The sequence below is a fragment of the Chitinophaga sp. SVR4-12A genome, assembly GCF_056754765.1.
Genome location: NZ_JBPGWP010000001.1, coordinates 2,253,836 through 2,277,206 on the forward strand (window position 1 = coordinate 2,253,836; position 23,371 = coordinate 2,277,206).

Sequence of the window (23,371 nt, forward strand, 5' to 3'; positions counted from 1 at the left end):
GGGAAACTGTATCAAAATTTCCATATATTATAATTCGGCATATTATTTGCACCTGCTGAGTCCAATACATCTACATATTATGAAAAAATTATTCCTAACAGTGATGGTTGCCGTAGGTGCCATCTTTGCAGCTCAGGCACAGGACATTAGTTTTGGCGTAAAAGCAGGTTTGAACGTAGCCTCTATGACAGACCTTAACGCCAGTAGCAAAATTTCAGGTCATATTGGCGGTTTCGCTAATTTCAAATTCAAAAAAACCTGGGCCATCCAGCCGGAACTGTTGTTCTCTGGTCAGGGCGCTAAGGTGGATCTTCCCGGAGATGATCTTAAATATGCGTTGAGCTATATCAACATTCCTGTATTGCTCCAGTATTATTTCGTGCCGGAATTTTACGTAGAAGCAGGTCCTCAAGTGGGCTTCCTGGTTAGCTCAAAGGCAAAAAGAGGAGGCACCAGCATTGATGTTGACGGCTTTAAAACAGTTGATCTGGGCAGCGCCATCGGTGCAGGCTACAAATTTCCGATCGGTGTAGGCGTTTATGCGCGTTACAACTTCGGCTTTACTGATTTGATCGACGGTGCTTCAGATCCCAGGAACTCTGTCTTCCAGGTAGGCGCGTCTTATACCTTTGGTGGTAAATAATTAAGCTGATTCCAGGTCAAATCCCAAATTCCAAACGGCGGAGTTTTTCGCGACGATCGTTTGGGATTTGGGATTTGCTATTTGGAAGCTTTACCTTTGCTGCTACTTTGCATTAACAGTTTTCCACATGAGTGTTGTACAAACCATCAGATCAGCAGCAGTTACCGCTATTAAATCGCTTTATAGCCAGGAAGTTTCCCTATCCGATATTGCCATTAACGTTACCAAACCGGAATTTGAAGGGGAGTATACCATCGTTGTATTTCCCTTTACAAAATTCAGTCGCCAAAAGCCGGAGGAAACAGGCAGTAACCTGGGCAACTATCTTGTAGCCCATTTCCCTGAGCTTATTTCCGGCTTTAATGTGGTAAAAGGCTTCCTGAACCTGAGCATCAGCAATGCTTACTGGACCGGCTACCTGCAGGCGCATTTTAATGATCCGCACAGCGGCCGCAAGCCTGCCAACGGAAAAAAGGTGATGGTGGAATATTCCTCTCCCAATACCAACAAACCCCTGCACCTGGGCCACCTGCGCAACAATTTCCTGGGCTATTCCATTGCCGAGATACTGAAGGCCAACGGATATGAAGTGGTAAAGACCAACCTGGTGAACGACCGGGGCATCCATATTTGTAAATCCATGCTGGCCTGGCAGCTGTTTGCCCATGGAGATACCCCTGCATCCACCGGGATCAAGGGAGACCACCTGGTAGGCGACTATTATGTAAAATTCGAAACCCTGCTGAGAGAGCAGGCAGAACCCATTATAGCCAGGGCCCTGGAAAATGACCTGCGGGACTTTGAAGGCGCCGAAAGGGAAAGAGTAGAAAAGCTCGTTCCCCTGCTGCATAAGCCGGAGATCCAACAGGACAAGGAAAAGTCTGCCAAGATCACCGATGAGATCAAGGAACTGGCGCGCAACAAAACAGAGATCATGCAGCAGGCCAAGATCATGCTGCAACAATGGGAAGCCGGCAATCCCGAGGTAAGGGCGCTGTGGGCCACCATGAACGGCTGGGTATATGAAGGCTTTGAGACCACCTACAAAAGACTGGGCATCGACTTTGACAAAATATACTATGAAAGCGAAACCTACCTGCTGGGTAAAGACCTGGTAGAAGACGGCTTACGCAAAGGCGTTTTGTTCCGCAAGGAGGACAATTCTGTGTGGATAGACCTTACTGGCGACGGCCTGGACCAGAAGCTGCTGCTGCGTGGCGACGGCACCTCCGTATACATGACCCAGGACCTGGGCACGGCAAGGCTCAAGTTTGATGACTATCACATGGACCAGAGCATCTACGTGGTGGCCGACGAACAGAACTACCATTTTAAGGTGCTGCAACTGATCCTGCAAAAGCTGGAAGAGCCCGCCGCACCTGGTATTTACCACCTCTCCTACGGCATGGTGGAGCTGCCCCATGGCAGGATGAAAAGCAGGGAAGGCACTGTAGTGGATGCAGATGATATGATAGATGAAATGGTGAATACCGCTGCGCAGCATACCAAGGAATCCGGTAAGCTGAAGGACTTCAGCGATGATGAACTGCAACGCCTCTACGAAATGATAGGCCTGGGCGCTATGAAATTCTTCCTGCTGCGGGTAGACCCCAAAAAGAGAATGATCTTCAACCCGGAAGAATCGATCGACTTCCATGGATTTACCGGTCCCTTCATTCAATATGCACACGCCCGTATCAAGTCTATTTTAAGGGAGTCTGGCGTGACAGATACCAGTCATTTGGACACTTACCGGCATAATGACAGTTTACTGCCAATGGAGAAGGCACTGATCGTGCTGAATGAACAGTTTGGAGAAGTGCTGGAAGATGCAGAAAAAGAAATGAGCCCGTCGGCTATCGCGAACTATGCCTTCCATCTGGCTCAGCAGTTCAACTCTTTTTATGCGGAAAAAGTGAATGGGGTATATACTTACTCTATTGTAAATGCGGAATCTGAAGAGAAGAGAAACCTGCGTTTACAGCTGATCACGCTGACGGCGCATACCATTGCGCAGAGCATGAAATTGCTGGGTATTGATGTACCGGAAAGAATGTAATTAGTTGTAAGTCATTAGTCGTAAGTCGTAAGTAATTAAAGCCGGATTCACTTACGACTATAGACTTACGACTAAAGACTATTTTCCACTGCCTTATCACACAGCTGCTCACCTTTTGCCAGGTCACCGGAACCGATATACGATTTTCCGAGCATGAACATGGCAAAGTAATTCTGCGGTTGCAGGGATAAGAGCTTGGTCCACAAAGCCACTGCGGCTTTATAATTTCCTTCGTAATAATAAGTATGACCGAGATTATGTATCACCTGGAGATCTTCCGGGGTGGTACTTTCTGTTCCGCCTGATTTGAGCAGGCGCTGATAATAGTATATGCTTAAGCGATAGTTCTCCATCAGGGCGTACACCTGGCCTAATTCAAGATAGGCGGCTGTGTAAGCTTTGTCTTGCAGGATGGCGGCATGGAAGCACTTCAGTGCGGCGTCCAGCTTGCCGGAACGTTTGAGCGCCACACCTTCTTTATAAAGGGCTTTGGCTTTGTCTTTCGGATGCGCCAGGACAGGTTGTGCCAAGGCTGCTGCTAATAAAAGCAGGCACAGGATACGGATCATACTCTTGTTGTAATAGCTGGGTTAATTCACAGTACAAATATATACTTTTTCTTCTATATCTGCTAGTCCATGTCCTTTGCGGAGAAGGACAGCGGTAAGAGTGAGATGGCGGTGGGCAGCACGTACACTTTTCCACTCTGGCCTCCCATGATCAGGCGGATGGGCTGTTGCTGCCGCTGCTCGTATTCTGCAAGGGTCTGGCGACAGATGCCGCAGGGAGAGATCGGATGGCTGCTGCTGCCTTCCAGGTTATGATAGCTGATGGCAATGGTTTGTATCGGTACGCCGGGGTACACCGAAGACGCTGCTGACAGCGCTGTTCTTTCTGCACAGATCCCTACGGGGAAAGAAGCGTTCTCCTGGTTGGTACCGTTCACGGTCTGGCCATTGGCCAGTTGCATCACTGCGCCAACGCGGAAATTGGAATAAGGCGCATAGGCCTGCTCTGTTACTTTCCTGGCAGCCTGCAGCAGAGATCTGTCGCTTTCTTCCAGTTCGGAAATATCATCATAACTCAGGTATTCAAAAGACTGCTGCTGTTTTTTCATATATGGTTGCTTTTAACTGAGGGTTGCGAAATTTAAAATGTCCTGCCCCTTCAACAGGCGCAGGACATCAGCAAATTTGTGTATGGAGGAAAATGCTATTTAATTGTTCTGAACAGGCGGCTCCAGCGGATGCTACCGTTTCCGTAGCTCATCCAGATCAGCCAGGCTTTACCCACCACATGATCTTCGGGAACAAAGCCCCAGTAGCGGGAATCGAGTGAGTTATTACGGTTGTCACCCATCATCCAGTAGTAGTTCATTTTAAATGTGTAGGAATCAGCCGGTTTGTTGTTGATATAGAACTGGCCGTTCTTTGATTCCAGGGTATTGCCTTCGTACACACGGATAACGCGGTCGTAGATGGCAATGTTGCTGCTATCCAGCTTAACAGTAGCGCCTTTTTTAGGAATATAGAGGGGGCCAAAGTTCTCTTCTGTCCAGTGATAATGTGCAGTATCATAGGGGAATACCGACTGTTCGCCACTGAAATACGGTTTGATGCTTTTTACCACCGGGAAATTCTTCAGGGCAGACACATTACCGGGCGTGAGGTTGTACAGGAACAGGCCTGCTGAGAGGGTGGCATCCGGGTTGGGTGTTACATCCAGTTCATCCAGGCGTTCGGGATTCAGGGGATCGCCGTTGGTCTGCACCATATACCTTCTTTCGCTTTCGGGCGGTATGGGCGCCTGTCTGCCGTTGATGAACACCACGCCATCCTTGATGGAAAGGGTATCACCGGCTTCCGCCACGCAGCGTTTAATATAGTTCTCCCGTTTATCTACCGGGCGCGAAGTAACATGATAGGATTCCCATACGGCGTCGCGGCCAAGGCTGCGTACCAGTCCGTAATAGCTTTGATCCTGCTGTTCCAGTGCAACGGTGTCTCCTTCGGGGAAGTTGAACACCACCACATCGTTGCGTTTGATATCTGTAAAGCCGGGCAGGCGTTTGTAAGGCCAGTGCACTGCTTCAGAATAAGCTTTGGTGTATTTGGTACCGGGCAGGGTATGGTGGGTAAAAGGCACTGCCAGCGGCGTATTGGGGATGCGCGGGCCGTAACTGATCTTGCTCACAAAGAGGAAGTCATTTACCAGGAGCGTTTTTTCCATGGAAGGGGTTGGAATGGTATACGCTTCAAAAATGAACGTACGTATTAACGTGGCTGCGATGATAGCAAAAATGGCCGCATCCAACCATTCGCGCACGGCGGATTTCCTCTTCCTGGGTTGACCGTCATTGTTGCGCCTCCAAAATGCCAGATTCATTGATCAGTACTTGGTTTAATAATATGTTAAAAGAACAAATATAATATTCTGTTGGTAGCCAACTAACTTTCCGTGCAAAAGTTTTCTTAAAGTTCCTCGCTGAGGATCCTGTTGATCTCGTCTGCCCGGTTCATGACCATAAAATGTCCGCCGCCGGGTATAATATGGGTAGGTTGTACAAATTTTACCGGGAAGGTAAGGTCTTTCGCACCGTTGATATGTACGAAGGACGTTGGGATGAATTCATTTTCCCATTGTATAACCGTATTGATGGCCCAGCGAAGGTAAGTATAGTCCTGTTTCCGGAGATAGTCGCGCAGCAGCTCTTCTTCCTCCGGCGATTTTACGCCCATGAAATGCCTGACCACGGGGTAGCGCTGCCTGAATACCAGCTGGTCTGGCAGGTGATGCAGGCGCAGCCTCCTTACCCAGTTAAAATAGGGAGGACGTTCACAGGTGTGTTTGATGGTACTGATCAGGATGTTCTTCCTGATAGGTCTTTGCCGGGCGATTTCCACGCTGATCATCCCACCGAAGGACATTCCCAGCAAAGTAACCTCTCCTTCTGCAGTAATACCTTGGGCCATCCTGGCTGCGTAGTTGCTGAAGGATTCATCGGGCAGGGGGTCTAACCAGGGCAGGTAGTGCACCGTGTACGAGGCGGGGAACTGCAGGCGACGGAAGATGCGCTCATCCGCGCCCATACCACTGATCAGATATAAGTGCTTTGTCATAATAATGCGGCTATATATTAGCCTTCTTTCTTTCGCGGCCGGGCAGTACGTAGTCTTCCACATTGTCTGCCGTGATGGTCTTACCGGACAGGATGACCAGCCTTTCCACCACGTTGCGGAGTTCCCGGATATTGCCGGACCAGTTATGTTGCTGCAGCTCTTTCATGGCTGCGGGATCGATTACCTTTTTGGCGATGCCGTATTCCTGGCAGATATTTCCCAGGAAATGATCTACCAGCAGCGGCACATCTTCCCGGCGATCGTTCAGGGAAGGCACGTGTATCAGAATAACGCTCAGGCGGTGATAGAGGTCGAGGCGGAAGTTCTTTTCGTCCACTTCCTTCAGCAGGTCTTTATTGGTAGCTGCTATCACGCGTACATCCACACTGATCTCCTTATCGCCGCCTACGCGGGTGATCTTTCCCTCCTGGAGGGCGCGCAGCACTTTTGCCTGGGCGCTGAGGCTCATGTCTCCTATTTCATCGAGGAAGAGCGTACCGCCGTTGGCCTGTTCAAATTTGCCGATACGTTGTTTAACGGCTGAAGTAAAAGAGCCTTTTTCATGGCCGAAGAGCTCACTTTCAATCAGCTCACTCGGGATAGCGGCGCAGTTCACCTCTACCAGGGCGCCGGCAGCACGGCTGCTGCGTTCATGGATCCAGCGGGCTACCAGCTCCTTCCCTACCCCGTTCTCGCCGGTTACCAGCACGCGGGCATCTGTGGGAGCTACTTTTTCGATGGTCTCTTTTATTTTGAGAATGGGAGCGGATGCTCCGATCATTTCCTGTGTTCTGTTCACCTTGCGGCGAAGTGTTTTGGTTTCTGCCACCAGGTTGGTCTTATCCATGGCGTTGCGCAGGGTGATCAGCAAGCGGTTGAGATCCGGCGGTTTTGAGATATAGTCAAAAGCGCCTTTCTTCACAGCGTCTACTGCGGTGTCGATATTACCGTGACCGGATACCATTACAATGGGAATGTCGGGATTGGTTTCCTTTGCCTTTTCGAGGAATTCCAGGCCATCCATCTTAGGCATTTTAATATCGCATAACACCGCATCATACTGTTTTTCCTGGAACATCTTGAAGCCTTCTGCACCGTCTGCCGCCTCGCTGATCTTATAACCTTCATAAGTAAGGATCTCTGTGAGCGTTTTCCGGATACTTTTTTCGTCGTCAATAATCAGGATATGAGCCATATTGGTGTTTTGTGTAGGGAGCAAAGATAATGAATTGATGGGCTAATATGCTAATGTACTGATGGGCGGATGCAGACTGTGATTGATGAGGAATTTGTTAATTATTCAGCAAACAGGCATTTTTTTATAGAAAATCACTGCAAACAATGCGCAGTTTGAAAAATAACAAATGGAAAGAGAATTTTACAGGTTTTATGCGTACTTTCAATATAGTAAGTGTTTAGACCTGTAATTTTACGCCGCTATGAACAAACTAATAGAGGAGCTAAAGCGGAGGCATCAATGGGCAGCGGCTAATACGTTCCCGTCTACTTCGGCGGTAAGCGAATTTGCCAACAATCTTGTCAATTGGTTATTCCCGGAACATACGGGCAAGGTGATGAATGAAACGGAGCTGGAGCAATATGCCCAGGTATTGCAGGATCAGCTGCAACAATTGCTGCACGTCATGCAATCCCAGCTGCCCGATACGGCAGCACAACTGGCAGGCCGTTTCATGGCCCAGGTACCTGCCATTTATGAAGATCTTACCAAAGACGCCACTGCCATCTACCAAGGTGACCCCGCCGCTACCTGCCTCTATGAGGTGATCAGGGCCTATCCCGGTTTTTATGCCATTGCCTATTACCGGGTGGCGCATGCCCTGCATTTGCTGCATATCCCGCTGTTACCCCGCATGATCACGGAACTGGCTCACGCCCGTACCGGGGTGGATATACATCCGGCGGCGGAGATCGGGCCTTATTTCTGCATTGACCACGGCACCGGCATTGTTATCGGGGAAACGTCTGTGATCGGCGCTCACGTGAAGTTGTACCAGGGCGTAACCCTGGGCGCGCTTAGTATCGACAAGAGCATGGCCAAGAGCAAACGCCATCCTACGATAGAAGAACATGTAGTGATCTATGCGGGGGCCACCATACTGGGTGGAGAAACCACTATCGGCCATCATAGCGTAATAGGCGGTAATGTGTGGCTGATCAAGAGTGTTGCGCCCTTCTCCCGGATCTATTACAAGGCAGATGGCAGTATGAACATTGTAGAAGTAGTTTAAAAATAAACAGCACAACAAAAGATGCATTCGATACTCGACCAGGTAGGTAATACACCGCTAGTAGAATTGAAAAAACTGACTGCTAACCCGAAAGTGACCATATACGGAAAACTGGAAGGCACGAATCCCGGCGGCAGCGTAAAAGACAGGGCCGCGTACGGGATGATCAGGGGAGCCCTGGAACGTGGCGAGCTGAAACCCGGCATGAAGCTGATAGAGGCTACCAGCGGCAATACTGGTATCGCCCTGGCGATGATCGCCAATCTCTTTGGTGTTGAAATAGAACTGGTCATGCCCGAAGACGCTACGCGGGAACGGGTGCTGACCATGGAGGCTTACGGCGCCAAAGTGGTATTGACGCCCAAAGAAGGATCTATGGAAGCGGCGATTGACTATGCCCATGCACAGGTGGCCAAGGGCGGGTACCATATGCTGAACCAGTTTGCCAACCCGGATAATTACGGCATGCACTACCGCACTACCGGCCCTGAGATATGGCAGGACACGCAAGGCGGCATCACCCATTTTGTAAGCGCTATGGGCACTACCGGCACCATTATGGGCGTGTCCCGGTACCTGAAAGAACAGAACCCGCAGGTACAGATCGTTGGTTGCCAGCCAACAGAAGGCTCCCGCATACCGGGGATCCGGAAATGGCCCGAGGCTTATCTGCCTAAAATATTTGAAAGAGAGCGGGTAGACCGCATCATGGATATAGCAGAAAGTGACGCGCGCGAAATGACACGGAGGCTGGCCAGGGAAGAAGCGGTGTTCTGCGGAATGAGCAGTGGCGGCGCCGTTTCTGCAGCAGTGCGGTTGTCGAAAGAGCTGGAACAGGGCGTACTGGTGTGCATTATTTGTGACCGGGGAGACCGCTATCTGTCAAGTGACCTGTTTGGTTGAGAAAAAAGCTGCAAGCCGCAAGCTACAAGCTGCAAGAGAGCGAAGAGATTGAAAGTAAAAACATAATAAAAAAGCTGATTGTCCGAACGACAATCAGCTTTTTTTATCTTGTAGCTTGCAGCTTATTTCTTCATATACATTACTTCCTTCACCAGTTTCACGGTACGCTCTACATCAGGCATGTACAGTTTCACCAGGTTGGGCGCGTAGTGCATGGGCGCGTCTGCCGCAGTGATACGACGGATAGGCGCATCCAGGTAATCGAAACCTTCTTTCTGGATACGGTAGGTAATCTCAGAAGAAATGCTGGAGAACGGCCATTGTTCTTCCACGATTACCAGGCGGTTTGTTTTCTTAACAGATTCCAGGATGGTGAACCAGTCCAGCGGGCGGATGGTGCGGAGGTCTATCACCTCAGCCTCAATACCTTCCTTGGCCAGTTCTTCAGCAGCGCCGAGGGCTACTTTCATCATCTTATTGAAGGAAACGATGGTTACGTCTTTACCGGCGCGTTTCACGTCTGCCTTACCGATGGGGATGATGTATTCCTCTTCGGGAACCTCGCCCATATCGCCGTACATCACCTCACTTTCCATGAACACCACCGGATCTTCGTCGCGGATGGCTGCCTTCAGCAGGCCTTTGGCATCATAAGGGTTGGAAACGGATACTACTTTTAAGCCAGGTATATTGGCATAATAACTCTCGAAAGCGGTAGAGTGCTGCGCACCCAGCTGACCGGCAGAACCGTTAGGGCCGCGGAAAACGATAGGGCAACCTACCTGTCCGCCGCTCATTGCCAGCATTTTAGAAGCGGTATTCAGTATCTGGTCCAGGGCCAGTACAGCAAAGTTCCAGGTCATGAACTCCACTACCGGGCGCAGGCCGTTCTGTGCAGCGCCAACGCCGATGGCAGCAAAGCCTAACTCTGCAATAGGGGTGTCTATTACCCTTTTGGGCCCAAACTCATCCAACATTCCCTGGCTCACTTTATAGGCACCATTGTATTCGGCTACTTCCTCTCCCATCAGGAATACACGCTGATCACGGCGCATCTCTTCCTGCAGGGCTTCTCTTAAGGCTTGTCTGAAAGCTATCTGACGCATGCTATTGGTATAATGATTTGTAATGATTAATACCTTTCCTTTAAAGGCAGGGGCAAAATTATTGTTTGTTGATGAAAAAGCAAAGGATTTAGAAAGGGTTCCGGATTTAAATGTTAGTAAAATATGAAAAATAATTAATATATTGGGGTATTAAAGTTGTCAGTTATCAGTTGTCAGTTGTCAGTTAACTGGTGCTGGCGATATACCGCTTAATCACTGATAACTGACAACTGACAACTCAATAATCCCTATCCTATGATCACTGTTACTATCCTGTCTATCAGTTTCCTGACAGCGGTGTCCTGCAAGATCAAAAAGGTTAAAGCGCCGGATGCCGTGCGGTTGCTGTGGTATATCCACCTTGCGCTGCTGCTTTTCTGTGTTATATGCCTGTTGCTGTTGACCAATGGCTATGGTTTTAAGGGCGCCTATACCGAAAGGGTGTTCTTTTCCCTGTACGCCGGGTCGGGCGTGATACTTTACGGGCTGACGCCCAAAGATGTTACGGGAAAATGGCTATACCTGCTGTGTTTCTTCGGGTTTCCCTTTGTATTACTATTCGGGCTCCTGCTGCCGCCCTTGCGGATACTTACTATTATGGCGAGCGTGACCCTTTTGTATGACGGTGATTTTACCCGCTACCCGATTGATAATGATTATGCTATCCAGACAAAAGAGCAGGGGATCCTGTCACGCTATCCTACCTACAGCCTGATAAGTGATAAATACTGGTTGTTTGAGAAGATAACGCCGAATGTGATCAAGCAGGAATATGAACTGAGATCACTGGAGATGGCGAAGAAGAGTGAGAACAGTGTTGACATCCAGCTGAGGGGGGCGGATAAGATGCGTTTTGATACGACGATAGTGCTGACGGACTAGTTGTCAGTTGACAGTTGTCAGTGATGAACGAGACTGACAACTGACAACTGTCGACTTATAACTTTTCTAATATTATAGCGCTGGCGCCGCCTCCTCCGTTACAGATGCCGGCTACACCATAGCGGCCATTGTTACGGTGAAGTATCGAGTTCAAGGTTACCGTGATACGGGCGCCGCTGCAGCCGATCGGGTGGCCCAGGGCCACGGCTCCTCCCCATACATTCAGGCGGTCTGGCGACAGGCCCAGGTCTCTTTGATTGGCAAGGGCTACACAGGAGAATGCTTCATTGATCTCTGTATAATCCATGTCGGATATTTTCAGCTGTGCTTTGGCCAGGGCTTTATTAATGGCCTTTACCGGTGTGGTGGTGAACCATTCAGGCGCCTGGGAGGCGTCTGCAAAGCTTACGATGCGGGCCAGCGGCTTTAATCCCAGTTCCTTCAGCTTTTCTCCGCTTACCAGCAGTGTTGCCGCAGCGCCATCATTAATATTGGATGCATTGGCGGCAGTAACGGTGCCATCTTTCTGGAAAGAAGGCTTCAGGGAAGGGATCTTTTCAAAATTCACTTTCTTGTAATCTTCGTCTTCTGTAACGGTTACCACCTGTTTGCCCGGCACTTCAACAGGGAGGATCTCCTCTTTAAAATATCCTTTCTCAAAAGCTTCGGCAGCGCGCTTGTAGCTGCTAACGGCGTAGGCGTCCTGGTCTTCCCGGGAGAGCTTATATTCAGCTGCGCAGATCTCTGCCGCGTTACCCATGTGGAAGTCCTTATAAGGATCCCAGAGGCCGTCTCTCAGGATCCCGTCTATCAGTGTACCGTTGCCCATACGGTAACCGCCGCGGGCTTTGTCCAGGTAATAAGGAATGTTGCTCATGCTTTCCATACCGCCTGCCACTACGATGTCATTATCGCCCAGCAGGATGCTTTGCGCCCCTAACATAATGGCTTTCATACCGGAAGCACATACTTTATTAACAGTGGTACAAGGTACGTTGGTGGGGATACCAGCATAGATACTGGCCTGGTTGGCGGGCGCCTGACCAAGATTGGCGCTGATCACATTACCCATATATACTTCATTCACCTCGCTGGCAGCCACTCCTGCCCTTTCCAGGGCTCCCTTTATCACCAGCGCGCCAAGCTGCGTGGCCTGCAGAGCGGCCAATGCTCCGTTGAAAGCGCCGATGGGCGTACGGACTGTCGAAACGATAAATACTTCTTTCGTCATAGAATAAGATTGTTTGGCTTGATCATTCAAATATAGGTGAAAAAGGCGAAGGGGCAGCTGACATAAAAAAGGTGAAAAGCGGGATCCGCTTTTCACCTTTCTCAAAGAGGTAAGATCGTTTACTGACGAACCGTTAGCTTCCGCGTAACGATATCAGAGCAGCTGTTCTGATACTCCATGTGCACTTCTATCGTATAATCGCCGGAGGCGCCGTATTCATGGTCAAAGGCAAGCGGTTCCCGCTTTTTGCCTGTCAGGTTCTGGGAAGTACCATCGCCCCAGTTGAGCCACATGCGGTAAGGCACGTTCTCATAAGCCGGCATCACTTCCAGGTCTACCATCCGGCTGCACAGCCAGGTATAGGAGATCTGGGCCAGGGTTTCTGTTACCCGCCCAATTACCACGGTAGTATCGCGGAGCGTTTGCCCGCATACGTTATAAGTAACAGAGTAAGTACCTGGTTGGCAGGCGCGCAGGGTACTGGTGGTGTCACCGGTAGACCACAGATACCATCCCGGATCGTGGTGCCCCTCGGCCATTGCTGTATTATTAATAATGGCGCAGTAGTTCCGGCAGAGCGGGTGCTGAACGCCAAGGTCCAGAATCGGTAGAATATCCACCTCCTTATAGCTGAATATTTTCATGGAAGTAGCACCTGAGGGCAGTACCATGGTAAGCCTAACCACGTAGTGGCCAGGTGTGTTAAATGTGTGGGTAGGTTGAGGGCCTGAAGCAGTGCCGCCGTCTCCAAACTCCCAGAACCAGTCTATCACTGATAACTCAGATGTGGTCTTTACATCAAATGAGATTTTCTTGGGAGCGCAACCGATAGTATCGGTAGCTACGATCTTCACGTCGAAACTCTGTGCCTTTATGCCGGAAAAGGCCAGGAACGTGCATGCGAACAGTATTAAAAATCTTTTCATGCTTAAAGGTATAGGGTGAAATTTGATGTAAATATATAAAAATTAATATGTAATAGCATTAAAATTGATTAAAAATCAATATATAACCCTTTATAAGCGGTTGCCAGCGGATATTTAACGGCAAAATCTGTAAATTACCTATGTTTGCAGTTTGCATTTTCTACTACCGTGATCGCGCAGCATACCATACAACAGATACTGAGCCGCATAGACATTGTGGAGATCGTAGGCTCATTTGTGAAGCTGAAAAAAAGAGGCACCAGCTATTTAGGGCTGTGCCCTTTCCATAACGAAAAGACTCCTTCTTTCACCGTATCGCCCAGCAAGGAGATCTATAAATGCTTTGGTTGCGGGGCCAGCGGCAACTCTATCAGCTTTTTGATGGAGCACGAAAAGTACTCTTACGTAGAGGCTTTACGGTGGCTGGCACAGAAATACAACGTAGAAATTGAGGAAACCGAGGTTAGCCCGGAGGTAAAGCAGCAGCAACTGCTGGCAGACAGCCTATATATTATTAACGGCTTTGCACGGGAATACTTCAGCAAAACCCTGCTGGAAACGGAGGAGGGGCAGAATGTAGGCCTCAGTTATTTTGAAGAGCGGGGCTTTACCCGCGAGACCGTTCAGAAATTCCAGCTAGGCTACTGTACCAACGAGCGGGACGCTTTTGTAAGAACGGCGCAGGAAAAAGGATACAACCTTGAATATCTCCAGAAAACGGGGCTGGTCACCATCCGTAATGAACAACCGGTAGATAATTACCGGGGAAGGGTGATATTCCCCATCCATAACCAGTCGGGCAAAGTGCTGGGCTTTGGTGCGCGCATACTGGTAAAGAATGACCGGGCGCCTAAGTATATTAACTCTCCCGAGAATGAGATCTATGTAAAAAGCAAGGTATTATATGGTACCTACTTTGCGCGGCACTCTATTGACCGTTTGAACGAATGCCTGCTGGTGGAAGGTTATACGGATGTTATTTCCCTGCACCAGGCCGGTATTGAGAATGTGGTAGCATCCAGCGGTACATCGCTTACCGTAGATCAGCTGCGGCTTATAAAAAAATACACCAACAACCTCACCATCCTGTACGATGGCGACAGCGCCGGTGTTAAAGCAGCCCTGCGCGGCCTTGACATGGCCGTGGAAGAAGGGCTGAATGTAAAAGTGGTGCTGATACCGGACAAAGAAGACCCGGACAGCTATGTACAGAAGATCGGCGCGCCTGCTTTCCGACAGTTTGTAGAAGCCAACAGGCAGGACTTTGTGCTGTTCAAGCTGCAGGTAGCCATGCAGGATATGGGCACTGACAGCAGCCGTAAGAGCCAGCTGGTGAACGAGATCGCAGAGACCATTTCCAAGATAGATAAGGTAGAGGATTTTACCCGGCAACAGGATTATATACGCCAGTGCAGCCAGCTCCTGAAAATCGATGAACAGGGCCTGATCACCCTGGTGAACAAATACATCCGTGAACGCCTGCAGAAACGGGAACAGCAGCTGGCAAAGAATGCACCTCCTGATGACGAGCAGCTGAGCGATGAGGCCATTGCCGCCATGGAAGCACAGGAAGCCGGTGTGGAAGTGGTGTTCAATACGGATGAAAAACAGGAAAAGGAACTGGTGAAAATCCTGCTGCGCTTCGGCGATATGACCTTCAGTGAAGAGGATAAGAGCACGGTAGCCGACTATATTTTCCACCTGCCATACGATTTTGAATCGCTGGCAGACAGCATGGTCATTAAGAAGATCTTACGGGAATACAAAGGCTTATATGATGAAGGCAATATTCCTGATAGAAAATGGTTCCTGTACCATGCAGATACTGAGATCTCCAAGTATACCGCATTAGTGCTGGAAGATAAGGAAGCGGACCTGAGCGTGAACTGGAAACAGCGTTTTGAAATCAATACCATCTGCGGAGACAATGCCTATCTGAAGGATACCATCAGCACTACCAACTACCTGATACTACGCAAAGTAAAAAAGCTGGTGCTGGAAAACCAGCAGGAATGGGATCAGTCGGCCCCGATAGAAGACCAGCTAAAATTCATTCAAGTACATAACCACCTGAAACAGCTGGAACGGGAGTTAACACAAAACATCGGGACGGTGATCTTCCGTTAAAAAGCCATTACACTCTTTCCCAGATTTCAAACGTTAATGCATAAGCATGCTTTTCATCTGCAGGATGCGGCTTGCTGCTTACCAGTTTCCACTGCTCCTTTGCAAGCACGGGGAAGAATGCATCTCCTTCCACGGCTGCGTGCACTCTTGTAAGATACACACGCTGCACCAGTGAAGGTAAAGATTGTGCAATGATCTCGGAACCGCCGGTGATGAATACCTCATCTGTATTAAAAGCCTTAGCAGCTTCCAGCGCTTCCTGTATGGAAGCTGTAACAATCAATCCTTCCCGGGAATAGTCCTTTTGACGCGTAATAACAATATTGGGCCTGCCAGGCAAAGGCTTGCCTACTGATTCAAATGTTTTGCGGCCCATAATAATGGGCTTGCCCATGGTAGTTTGCCTGAAATATTTCAGGTCAACCGGTAAGTGCCAGGGCAGCTGGTTATCACGGCCTATTACGTTGTTCTCTGATGCAGCAACAATAACGGAAACAATCATTCAATCACAGATTAGATTATATAGCCACCGGCGCTTTGATGTGCGGATGGAACTGGTAATTGAGCAATTCAAAATCTTCGTATCTGAAGGAAAAGATATCCTTTACATCCGGGTTGATCTTCATTACCGGCAAAGGATAAGGTGTTCTGCTCAGTTGCAGTTTAGCCTGTTCTATATGATTATTATATAAGTGCACGTTGCCAAAGCTGTGTACAAAATCACCCGGTTGAAGCCCGCACACCTGCGCCATCATCATGGTCAATAATGCATAGGATGCGATATTGAAAGGCACGCCCAGGAAGACGTCTGCACTACGCTGGTACAGCTGACAACTGAGACGGCCATCGGCCACATAGAACTGGAACAGGCAATGACAAGGGCTAAGCGCCATCTCAGGCAGGTCTGCCACGTTCCAGGCATTTACGATAATACGGCGTGAGTCTGGATTGGTTTTAATCTGCTTTACCACATCGCTGATCTGGTCTATCACTTTTCCATCCCTTCCTTCCCAGCTGCGCCATTGCTTACCGTAAACAGGTCCCAGGTCGCCGTTTTTATCGGCCCACTCGTCCCATATACTTACACCGTGCTCATTCAGATAACGAACATTCGTATCTCCATTCAGGAACCATAACAGTTCATAAATGATGGATTTAAGGTGGAGCTTTTTGGTGGTCACCAGCGGGAAGCCATCCTGGAGATTAAAACGCATCTGATAGCCGAAGCAGCTGATGGTTCCGGTACCGGTACGGTCTGTTTTCGCAGCGCCATGGTCCAATATATGTTGAAGTAAATGAAGGTACTGTTCCATGGGGGCAAAGTAACGAAAAAATGTTGTTAAGGAGGAGGCAATAATGAGCGAAAAATATAATATAAATTCTTCAAACAAAAAATGTGGTTATAACGCAGAATTTTCGTAATCTGCCATCAACAACCAAAACCGTCGCTTAAGTAAGTGGGAGCCAGTTCGCAAGATAAGTTCCGTGTGTATAGGCAGCCTTTTTCTCACCCAAATATTAATCATATTCTTTAGTCATATCCATGTTATTATTCCATGTTAATATCAACAACCTCATGAACTAAACACACTTTCAATCACCCAAAAAACCTAGTTCTATGCTTCTATCTAAATCTACGCTTTTTGTGCTGCTATGTTTATGCTGCACGTATTCGCTGTATGCACAACAAAACGTTTCAGGGAGGGTAACGGATGCGGTGTTTGGCAAAGCCATCCCTGGCGTTACCGTTCGTGTGCCTAACACGAACAGGGGCGCCATCACGGATGCTGATGGCAGGTATACGCTGTCAGTTCCCGAAGGAAACAACCAACTTATATTTTCATTTACCGGCTATAAAACCAAAAGTGCAGCCGTAACAGGAAATGTAGTGAACGTTACCATGGAAGAGGATTTTGCCCGCCTCGATGAAGTAGTGGTAACAGGCCTGGCCACCTCTGTAAAACGCAGCAACCTGGCCAATGCCGTTGCCAGCATATCATCCCGCGAACTTTCGGGAACAGCCCCCGCTCAAACATTTGATGCGGCGCTGAGCGGTAAGATACCCGGCGCTTATGTATCTGCCAACTCAGGTGCGCCTGGTGGAGGGATCTCTGTAAAAGTAAGGGGTATCACCTCCGTGTTCAGCAACTCTCAACCCTTGTATGTGGTAGATGGGATCTTTGTGAACAGCGCCAGTATACCGGCAGGACTAAACGACGTAACCGGTGCGGCTACAGCAGGTAACCCGCAAAACCAGGATAACCCTTCCAGTCGTATAGCAGACCTGAACCCGCAGGACATTGAGAGCATCGAAATATTGAAGGGCGCATCTGCCGCCGCATTGTACGGTTCCAAAGCTGCTGCGGGCGTGGTGGTTATTACTACTAAAAGAGGTAAAACCGGCAGGACAAATATCAGCGTTAACCAGGAAACAGGTTTTATCAAAGTACGCAAGCTGCTGGGCCAACGTGTCTTCACCCCGGAAACAGCAGCAGACCTGGCCGGCTCTTCTACCTCTACTGACCCTGATGTGATAGCTGCACGTAACGCAAACCGCCAGGAATTCCTGGATGCACAGGCAGCCGGTAAGATCTATGACTACGAAAAAGAAATGTACGGCCGCACCGGTCTGCTCTTAAGTACAAACCTGAGCGTGAGCGGCGGTTCTGAAAAAACCACTTTTTTCTTCGCCGCCAACCGGCGCAGTGAAGATGGTATCATCAAAGGCACCGGTTACCTGAACAGCTCTTTGCGTTTAAACCTCGATCATAAGATCAACGATCGTATGAGCATAGGCCTTACTACCAATTATGTTAATTCCAGTGCAGACCGTGGCATATCGAATAATGATAATAACGGTGTTACTTACGGTGTAGCATTGTCTTCCACTCCCGGCTTTACGGAGCTGCATCCAGACCAGAACGGCAACTTTCCGCGGAACCGCTTTGCGGCATCCAACCCGCTGGAAACAAGGGCCAAAATGTTCAACAATGAACAGACCAACCGTTTTACCACCGGTGTAAAATTTGACTGGCGCCTGCTGCAGAGTGATAAAAGCAGCACCCGCCTGGTAGCGAACGGCGGTGTTGACTTTTACAACCTCAGAACAAATGTGGTATTCCCAAGCTCCTTGCAATTCATGGAGAACACCTTAAAAGGCGCTTCCATACAGGGTAATACCAATAATATCAACAGTAACCTGAATGGTTACCTGATCAATAATTTTACTCCTTCATCCAAAGTTAGCTTTACCACTACCGTAGGCGCTACGCTGGAAACTGGTAACCTTGATAATATCATCGTACTGGCCACGCAGCTGGTGGGCACACAAACCAGCGTAGACCAGGCAGGCGCTTCCAACCCGAGACAATTCCGCCTGAAATACCGTGATAACGGCATATTTGCCCAGGAAGAAATAACCCTTCTGGACGCGATCACCGCTTCCGGCGGCGTACGATTTGACCGCTCTACCAATAACGGTGATTTCAAGAAATATTACGTTTATCCCAAGGGCTCCCTTGCATGGAACCTGGCCAAGATGGATTTCTGGACATTTGACGCGATCGAGAGCTTTAAGCTGCGCGCCGCCTATGGCCAGTCGGGCAACGTACCGCCCTATGGCAGTAAATTCACTGCCCTGGTAGGCTCTAACACCGGCGGACTGCCAGGTTCACTGGTAGACAACCAGCTGGGCAACACCATCATTAAACCGGAGAAACAAACCGAACTGGAGGTTGGCCTGGACATCAGTATGCTGAACGGCCGCGTGAACCTGGAAGCTACTTACTACAATAAAAAGATATTTGATCTGCTGCTGCGCAGGCTTCCTCCCGGCTCTACCGGTTTTACTGCAGAATGGGTGAACGGAGGCGACCTGCGTAACCAGGGCATTGAATTAGGTCTTAGCCTGCTGCCTGTTAATACCAAGAACGTACGGTGGAGCTCCAACATTAACTGGTGGAGGAACCGCTCAAAAGTTACGAAACTGACCATACCGCCATTTGCACTGGGCGCATTCGGTAACTCGCTCGGCACTTTCTATATAGAAGAAGGCCAACCGGCTACACAGATAAAAGGTAGTATACCTGATCCCCAGCATGCGGGCCAAAACCTGTTTGTAACACTGGGTAATTCGGAACCCACGTTCCAGATGAACTTTTTCAACGAGGTGACCGTGTTTAACAATCTTAGCCTGCGTTTCCTGATACACTGGAAAAAAGGTGGTGATAATATCAACCTTACACAATTGCTGACAGACCTTGGCGGCACCAGCCCAGACTGGGATGAGGACAGCGATGGTAATGGGGTTAAGAATGGCCCGCAACGCGCCAATGCAGGCAGCGCCGCGATTTTTGTACAGGATGCATCTTATGTAAGGATCCGTGAGATAGGCCTTTACTATAATATTCCGCTGCCCCAGAACAAATACATAAGAGGCTTACGGGTAGGGGTTTCGGCAAACAACTGGTTTACCTGGACAGACTACATCAGTTATGATCCGGAAGTATCCAACTTTGGCAGCAATACCATCAGTACTACCACCAGCCGCGGCAGCAATGGTATCTCCAGCGGCGTGGAAGTAACGCCGTTCCCTGCTTCCAAACGTATGAGCTTCCATGTTGGCGTTGATTTCTGATCCGGTTTACCTTACTCTTAAACTCATTATCATATGAAACTACTAATAGCAAAATATACTGCACTATCGGGCCTACTACTGGTGGCTGCGGCCTGCCAGAAAGGCGAGATCCCCAACCTGAACACTCCGCAAACAGACGTTATTACTATTAACCCTACCAAGGGAGAATTGAATAACCTGGTAACCGGAACCGAATCAGGTATGCGTTTTACATTGGGCACTTACTATGATGCCATCGGCGTTATAGGGCGTGATATCTATCGCTTTTCCGGCTCAGAGCCCCGTTTTACAAGTGAGCTGCTGGGCGGTGGCTCATCCACGCTGGATAACAATACTTTTTATCTTACCAATCCCTGGGCCTCCCGCTACCGCGTGGTACGCCAAACCAATATATTGCTGGAAGGCGCTACCAACTCAACTGCCGTTACTGAAGCGGAACGTAAGGGATACCTGGGATTTGCCAAGACGATCCAGGCCTATCAGCTGTTGCTGAACCTGAATATGACAGACGCTAATGGTATACGTATTGACGTAAAGGATGTCTATAAACCAGGGCCTTTTGTTCCGAAAGCACCTGCGCTGGAAGCTATTGCGCAGCTGCTGGATGCAGGCAAAGCCGATCTGACCGGTGCATCTGTGGCCTTCCCGCTGTCCGAAGGTTTTGCAGGGTTCAGCGATGCTGCCGGGCTTATAAAGTTCAACCGCGCACTGGCCGCCAGGGTGGCCGTATACAGGCAACAATGGGCCGCAGCGCTGACAGCTCTGAATGAGTCTTTCTTTGACCTGAACGGCAGCTTTACTACGGGTGTATATCATGTATTCGGCACCGGCGCCAATGACCAGCTGAACCCTGCCTTTATTGCGCAGAACCAAAACGGCGAGGTAAGGGTGGCGCATCCCTCCTATGCCGCAGATATCACTCCCGGCGATGACCGGATAGGCAAAGCCACCCTTCGTACCAGTGCAGCCAGCCAGAGCGGGCTTTCCAGCAACCGCGACGTATGGGTGTATACGAGCAATACCGCTCCTATTCCGATCATCCGCAATGAAGAGCTGATCCTGATATATGCTGAAGTCAAAATACAGCAGAATGCTTTCCCGGATGCAATTGTAGCGTTGAACAGGATCCGTACCGGGCATGGTATCGCTCCATATGCAGGAGCGGTAACACAAGCGGCGTTGATCAATGAAATGCTGCGGCAGCGGCGTTACTCACTCTTCTATGAAGGGCATCGCTGGATTGATGTACGCCGCTATAACATGTTAAATACCTTACCGCTGGACAGAGCAGGGGATGATGTATGGGATAAGTTCCCGTTACCGCAGAATGAAAACCAGTAAGAAAATAAAAAAGGAAAAGTAAAAAATAAAAAAAGAGCGCGGTTGAACTACGCGCTCTTTTTTTATATCCTTTTTCTTTTTCTAAACCGCTCTGCGCTTCAGTTCCTTTCTGATCAGGCTAAGCTCGCGGCCCATTTGTCCGGCGATGGAGGTATTCTCCTGGGCCCTGCGGATAAGGTAAGGCATTACATCTTTCACCGGGCCATAAGGCAGGTATTTGGAAACATTGTACCCGGCATGCGCCAGGTTGAAAGTAATATTGTCGCTCATGCCCAGCAGCTGAGAGAAGCTGACATGAGGGTGGTTATGCGGTAATCCTTTTTCGTGGAGCAGGCTGGCAGCCAGCATACAGCTTTGCTCGTTATGGGTGCCAACAAATACAGCCAGCTGGTCAAGATGATCCATACAGAATCTTACCGCCTCGTTATAGTCACGGTCGGCAGCTCCTTTATCGGGTTGTATCGGAGATGCATACCCCACCTCCTCTGCCCGTTTACGTTCCTTTTCCATATAGGCCCCGCGCACCAGTTTAGCGCCCAGCCAGTAGCCTTTTTGCTGCGCCTTTTTAAAGGAGGCATACAGGAACCCGAGGCGGTCGTGACGGTACAACTGGAAGGTGTTATAAACGATCACCTGTCCTTTGTTGAACAGTTCCATCATCTCATCGGCCAGATCGTCTACCGGTTGTTGGATCCAGGATTCTTCCGCATCTATGAGCAATCCGATCCTGTGTTTGGCAGCGGTGGCTGATATGGTACGGATACGGGTACGTACCCGTTCAAATTCCTGTTGTTCCTCCTGGCTAAGTGCATCTTTACGGTGCAGCTTTTCCAGCAGCTCGAAGCGGGCAAAGCCGGTCACTTTAATAGCAATAAACGGAATATTGGGATTGGCTGCTGCATATTCAATGGCGCGGATGAATTCAGGTACGGCGCGGTCATAGTTCTCTTCTCCTTCCATAGCTTCTACCCCGTAGTCTAAGGCCACTCCTACATGAAATTTGCCCAGATGGCGGGCGGTTTGTGCGGCTTCTTCCAGGTTCTCACCTCCGCAGAATTGTTCAAAAATGGTGTTCTTGATGATCCCTTTGATGGGCAGGCCTAATTTAAAGGCCAATGGCGTAAGCGTTGCTCCCAGCTTAACCAGCCATGGCCTTCCGATGTTACTGAACAGAAAATCGGCTTTCCTGAGCGCTTTGTCTGTCCGGTGCTCAAATGCAATGGCGGTATTATCAAATGATAAAGGTAGCTGCTTTTCCATGGGCGGCAAAGTTAAGGGGCTGCCATTATTTTAACAAAAAACTGTTTATTTTTAACGCTGTCTGTAAAAATATCACCTTAAGTGTCAGTAAAATATACTTGCTACAAATTAACGGTCCTGCTGCTAACAGCAGCCATACACAGCGGCTGCAAACAACCCCGCGCCGATGCCATAAAGGCCCTGCTGAACAGCAGCCTGGTTTATACCACCTATGAAGGACAGGTAGGTCAGCGCAAACAGCTGCAGCTGGCCGACAGCAGTACCGTTATACTGAATGCGGGGTCGAGGCTGCTGGTGCCACAAAACTTCCCACAGGGGGGACGCGAACTGGTACTGGACGGTGAGGCCTTCTTTAATGCGGCCCCTTCTGCCAGCCAGCCGCTGGTAGTAAAAACAGAGATCCTGACCGTTACCGCACTGGGTACCGCCTTTAAAGTAAGGTGTTTTGCTGCGCAACCCGGTGCTACTGCCTACCTGCTGAATGGAAAAGTGAGGGTGGCCAAAACCTATCACTCCACTTCTGACAATCAACCTGAGATCCTGGAAAGAGGCAACATGGTGTTAGCCAATAAAGAGATAGACCTGATGGAAAAGGAAACCTATGATCCTGCCATCCTGGAAGCCTGGTTGCAGGAAGATCTGCGTTTTCAGAACACGCCTTTCATGACGGTAGTAAGGGAACTGGAAGACTGGTACGCTGTTACTATTACCATTAACGGCAACACGTCAGCTGTTCCGCCGGTTACAGACAGCTTTAACAAACGTTCTTTACAGCAGGTACTGGAGACCCTGCGTGGACCAGCGGGGTATACCTATAAGATCAAGGGGAATGAAGTGCAGTTGAATTTTAATTAATAAATTGTGCTGATATGCTAATGAGACGACGCAA

General features: G+C 49.2%; 20 protein-coding genes. 9 read left to right on the plus strand and 11 right to left on the minus strand.

Annotated features, from left to right (window positions below; genetic code table 11):
- Nucleotides 1-79 precede the first annotated feature (79 nt).
- Both ACR9Y8_RS09095 and argS read left to right on the plus strand, forming a co-directional pair.
- On the plus strand, nt 80-643 hold the full coding sequence (locus ACR9Y8_RS09095) for a porin family protein (protein WP_481212938.1): 564 nt from the start codon (nt 80-82) through the stop codon (nt 641-643).
- Nucleotides 644-770: 127 nt separating this feature from the next.
- Nucleotides 771-2,702, plus strand: a complete 1,932-nt coding sequence (gene argS, locus ACR9Y8_RS09100) for an arginine--tRNA ligase (RefSeq protein WP_481212939.1) — start codon at nt 771-773, stop codon at nt 2,700-2,702.
- Nucleotides 2,703-2,773: 71 nt separating this feature from the next.
- Here the strand turns inward: argS and ACR9Y8_RS09105 are convergent, their stop codons facing one another.
- The 5 genes from ACR9Y8_RS09105 to ACR9Y8_RS09125 all read right to left on the minus strand — a co-directional run bounded on the left by ACR9Y8_RS09105 (nt 2,774) and on the right by ACR9Y8_RS09125 (nt 7,016).
- Nucleotides 2,774-3,271 (minus strand): tetratricopeptide repeat protein, encoded by a 498-nt coding sequence (locus ACR9Y8_RS09105; RefSeq protein WP_481212940.1) that lies wholly within the window; start codon nt 3,269-3,271, stop codon nt 2,774-2,776.
- A gap of 62 nt (nt 3,272-3,333) precedes the next feature.
- Nucleotides 3,334-3,819 carry a cytidine deaminase gene (cdd, locus tag ACR9Y8_RS09110; RefSeq protein WP_481212941.1) on the minus strand — a complete coding sequence of 162 codons (486 nt, stop codon included), beginning with the start codon at nt 3,817-3,819 and terminating at the stop codon, nt 3,334-3,336.
- Between the two features lie 95 nt (nt 3,820-3,914).
- Entirely contained in the window at nt 3,915-5,087 is a 1,173-nt protein-coding gene (gene lepB / locus ACR9Y8_RS09115) for a signal peptidase I (protein ID WP_481212942.1), read from the minus strand.
- Between the two features lie 86 nt (nt 5,088-5,173).
- Entirely contained in the window at nt 5,174-5,821 is a 648-nt protein-coding gene (locus tag ACR9Y8_RS09120) for an alpha/beta fold hydrolase (RefSeq protein WP_481212943.1), read from the minus strand.
- A 10-nt stretch (nt 5,822-5,831) separates the two neighbouring features.
- Nucleotides 5,832-7,016 (minus strand): sigma-54-dependent transcriptional regulator, encoded by a 1,185-nt coding sequence (locus ACR9Y8_RS09125; protein WP_481212944.1) that lies wholly within the window; start codon nt 7,014-7,016, stop codon nt 5,832-5,834.
- Nucleotides 7,017-7,260: 244 nt separating this feature from the next.
- Here ACR9Y8_RS09125 and ACR9Y8_RS09130 point away from each other — a divergent pair, with 244 nt between their 5' ends.
- Together ACR9Y8_RS09130 and cysM are read left to right on the plus strand one after the other, a co-directional pair.
- The gene (locus tag ACR9Y8_RS09130) at nt 7,261-8,070 is read left to right on the plus strand and encodes a serine O-acetyltransferase (RefSeq protein ID WP_481212945.1); all 810 of its coding nucleotides are present in this window, start codon (nt 7,261-7,263) and stop codon (nt 8,068-8,070) included.
- Nucleotides 8,071-8,091: 21 nt separating this feature from the next.
- Complete coding sequence (gene cysM / locus ACR9Y8_RS09135) at nt 8,092-8,973, plus strand: cysteine synthase CysM (protein WP_481212946.1); 882 nt, start codon at nt 8,092-8,094, stop codon at nt 8,971-8,973.
- Nucleotides 8,974-9,095: 122 nt separating this feature from the next.
- Here the strand turns inward: cysM and ACR9Y8_RS09140 are convergent, their stop codons facing one another.
- Nucleotides 9,096-10,079 (minus strand): pyruvate dehydrogenase complex E1 component subunit beta, encoded by a 984-nt coding sequence (locus ACR9Y8_RS09140; RefSeq protein ID WP_481212947.1) that lies wholly within the window; start codon nt 10,077-10,079, stop codon nt 9,096-9,098.
- Between the two features lie 255 nt (nt 10,080-10,334).
- Between ACR9Y8_RS09140 and ACR9Y8_RS09145 the strand changes: the two genes are divergently transcribed.
- The gene (locus tag ACR9Y8_RS09145; protein WP_481212948.1) at nt 10,335-10,961 is read left to right on the plus strand and encodes a hypothetical protein; all 627 of its coding nucleotides are present in this window, start codon (nt 10,335-10,337) and stop codon (nt 10,959-10,961) included.
- Between the two features lie 55 nt (nt 10,962-11,016).
- Here ACR9Y8_RS09145 and ACR9Y8_RS09150 read toward each other — a convergent pair whose 3' ends face one another.
- Nucleotides 11,017-12,192, minus strand: coding sequence for an acetyl-CoA C-acyltransferase (locus tag ACR9Y8_RS09150; protein WP_481212949.1), 1,176 nt, complete (start codon nt 12,190-12,192; stop codon nt 11,017-11,019).
- 119 nt (nt 12,193-12,311) lie between these two features.
- Complete coding sequence (locus ACR9Y8_RS09155) at nt 12,312-13,118, minus strand: PKD domain-containing protein (protein ID WP_481212950.1); 807 nt, start codon at nt 13,116-13,118, stop codon at nt 12,312-12,314.
- A gap of 144 nt (nt 13,119-13,262) precedes the next feature.
- Here ACR9Y8_RS09155 and dnaG point away from each other — a divergent pair, with 144 nt between their 5' ends.
- The gene (dnaG, locus tag ACR9Y8_RS09160; protein WP_481212951.1) at nt 13,263-15,245 is read left to right on the plus strand and encodes a DNA primase; all 1,983 of its coding nucleotides are present in this window, start codon (nt 13,263-13,265) and stop codon (nt 15,243-15,245) included.
- A 7-nt stretch (nt 15,246-15,252) separates the two neighbouring features.
- Here dnaG and ACR9Y8_RS09165 read toward each other — a convergent pair whose 3' ends face one another.
- Together ACR9Y8_RS09165 and ACR9Y8_RS09170 are read right to left on the minus strand one after the other, a co-directional pair.
- Nucleotides 15,253-15,747, minus strand: a complete 495-nt coding sequence (locus tag ACR9Y8_RS09165; protein WP_481212952.1) for a dihydrofolate reductase — start codon at nt 15,745-15,747, stop codon at nt 15,253-15,255.
- Nucleotides 15,748-15,763: 16 nt separating this feature from the next.
- Nucleotides 15,764-16,558 (minus strand): thymidylate synthase, encoded by a 795-nt coding sequence (locus ACR9Y8_RS09170; RefSeq protein WP_481212953.1) that lies wholly within the window; start codon nt 16,556-16,558, stop codon nt 15,764-15,766.
- 305 nt (nt 16,559-16,863) lie between these two features.
- On the opposite strand from ACR9Y8_RS09170, the gene ACR9Y8_RS09175 reads away from it, so the two are divergent.
- Nucleotides 16,864-19,881 carry a SusC/RagA family TonB-linked outer membrane protein gene (locus ACR9Y8_RS09175; protein ID WP_481212954.1) on the plus strand — a complete coding sequence of 1,006 codons (3,018 nt, stop codon included), beginning with the start codon at nt 16,864-16,866 and terminating at the stop codon, nt 19,879-19,881.
- A gap of 33 nt (nt 19,882-19,914) precedes the next feature.
- The gene (locus ACR9Y8_RS09180; RefSeq protein WP_481212955.1) at nt 19,915-21,222 is read left to right on the plus strand and encodes a RagB/SusD family nutrient uptake outer membrane protein; all 1,308 of its coding nucleotides are present in this window, start codon (nt 19,915-19,917) and stop codon (nt 21,220-21,222) included.
- Nucleotides 21,223-21,303: 81 nt separating this feature from the next.
- Here the strand turns inward: ACR9Y8_RS09180 and ACR9Y8_RS09185 are convergent, their stop codons facing one another.
- Nucleotides 21,304-22,482: a proline dehydrogenase family protein gene (locus ACR9Y8_RS09185; protein ID WP_481212956.1), complete on the minus strand. Its 1,179-nt coding sequence runs from the start codon at nt 22,480-22,482 to the stop codon at nt 21,304-21,306.
- Nucleotides 22,483-22,563: 81 nt separating this feature from the next.
- Here ACR9Y8_RS09185 and ACR9Y8_RS09190 point away from each other — a divergent pair, with 81 nt between their 5' ends.
- Nucleotides 22,564-23,337, plus strand: coding sequence for a FecR family protein (locus ACR9Y8_RS09190; RefSeq protein ID WP_481212957.1), 774 nt, complete (start codon nt 22,564-22,566; stop codon nt 23,335-23,337).
- The last annotated feature ends 34 nt before the right edge of the window (nt 23,338-23,371 follow it).

Coding starts and splice junctions, on each gene's coding strand:
- ACR9Y8_RS09120 (WP_481212943.1), bottom strand. CDS start 5,821: ATGACAAAGCACTTATATCTGATCAGTGGTATGGGCGCGGATGAGCGC.
- ACR9Y8_RS09175 (WP_481212954.1), top strand. CDS start 16,864: ATGCTTCTATCTAAATCTACGCTTTTTGTGCTGCTATGTTTATGCTGC.
- ACR9Y8_RS09105 (WP_481212940.1), bottom strand. CDS start 3,271: ATGATCCGTATCCTGTGCCTGCTTTTATTAGCAGCAGCCTTGGCACAA.
- ACR9Y8_RS09170 (WP_481212953.1), bottom strand. CDS start 16,558: ATGGAACAGTACCTTCATTTACTTCAACATATATTGGACCATGGCGCT.
- ACR9Y8_RS09150 (WP_481212949.1), bottom strand. CDS start 12,192: ATGACGAAAGAAGTATTTATCGTTTCGACAGTCCGTACGCCCATCGGC.
- ACR9Y8_RS09125 (WP_481212944.1), bottom strand. CDS start 7,016: ATGGCTCATATCCTGATTATTGACGACGAAAAAAGTATCCGGAAAACG.
- ACR9Y8_RS09180 (WP_481212955.1), top strand. CDS start 19,915: ATGAAACTACTAATAGCAAAATATACTGCACTATCGGGCCTACTACTG.
- cdd (WP_481212941.1), bottom strand. CDS start 3,819: ATGAAAAAACAGCAGCAGTCTTTTGAATACCTGAGTTATGATGATATT.
- lepB (WP_481212942.1), bottom strand. CDS start 5,087: ATGAATCTGGCATTTTGGAGGCGCAACAATGACGGTCAACCCAGGAAG.
- ACR9Y8_RS09130 (WP_481212945.1), top strand. CDS start 7,261: ATGAACAAACTAATAGAGGAGCTAAAGCGGAGGCATCAATGGGCAGCG.
- ACR9Y8_RS09185 (WP_481212956.1), bottom strand. CDS start 22,482: ATGGAAAAGCAGCTACCTTTATCATTTGATAATACCGCCATTGCATTT.
- ACR9Y8_RS09165 (WP_481212952.1), bottom strand. CDS start 15,747: ATGATTGTTTCCGTTATTGTTGCTGCATCAGAGAACAACGTAATAGGC.
- ACR9Y8_RS09095 (WP_481212938.1), top strand. CDS start 80: ATGAAAAAATTATTCCTAACAGTGATGGTTGCCGTAGGTGCCATCTTT.
- argS (WP_481212939.1), top strand. CDS start 771: ATGAGTGTTGTACAAACCATCAGATCAGCAGCAGTTACCGCTATTAAA.
- cysM (WP_481212946.1), top strand. CDS start 8,092: ATGCATTCGATACTCGACCAGGTAGGTAATACACCGCTAGTAGAATTG.
- ACR9Y8_RS09145 (WP_481212948.1), top strand. CDS start 10,335: ATGATCACTGTTACTATCCTGTCTATCAGTTTCCTGACAGCGGTGTCC.
- ACR9Y8_RS09155 (WP_481212950.1), bottom strand. CDS start 13,118: ATGAAAAGATTTTTAATACTGTTCGCATGCACGTTCCTGGCCTTTTCC.
- ACR9Y8_RS09140 (WP_481212947.1), bottom strand. CDS start 10,079: ATGCGTCAGATAGCTTTCAGACAAGCCTTAAGAGAAGCCCTGCAGGAA.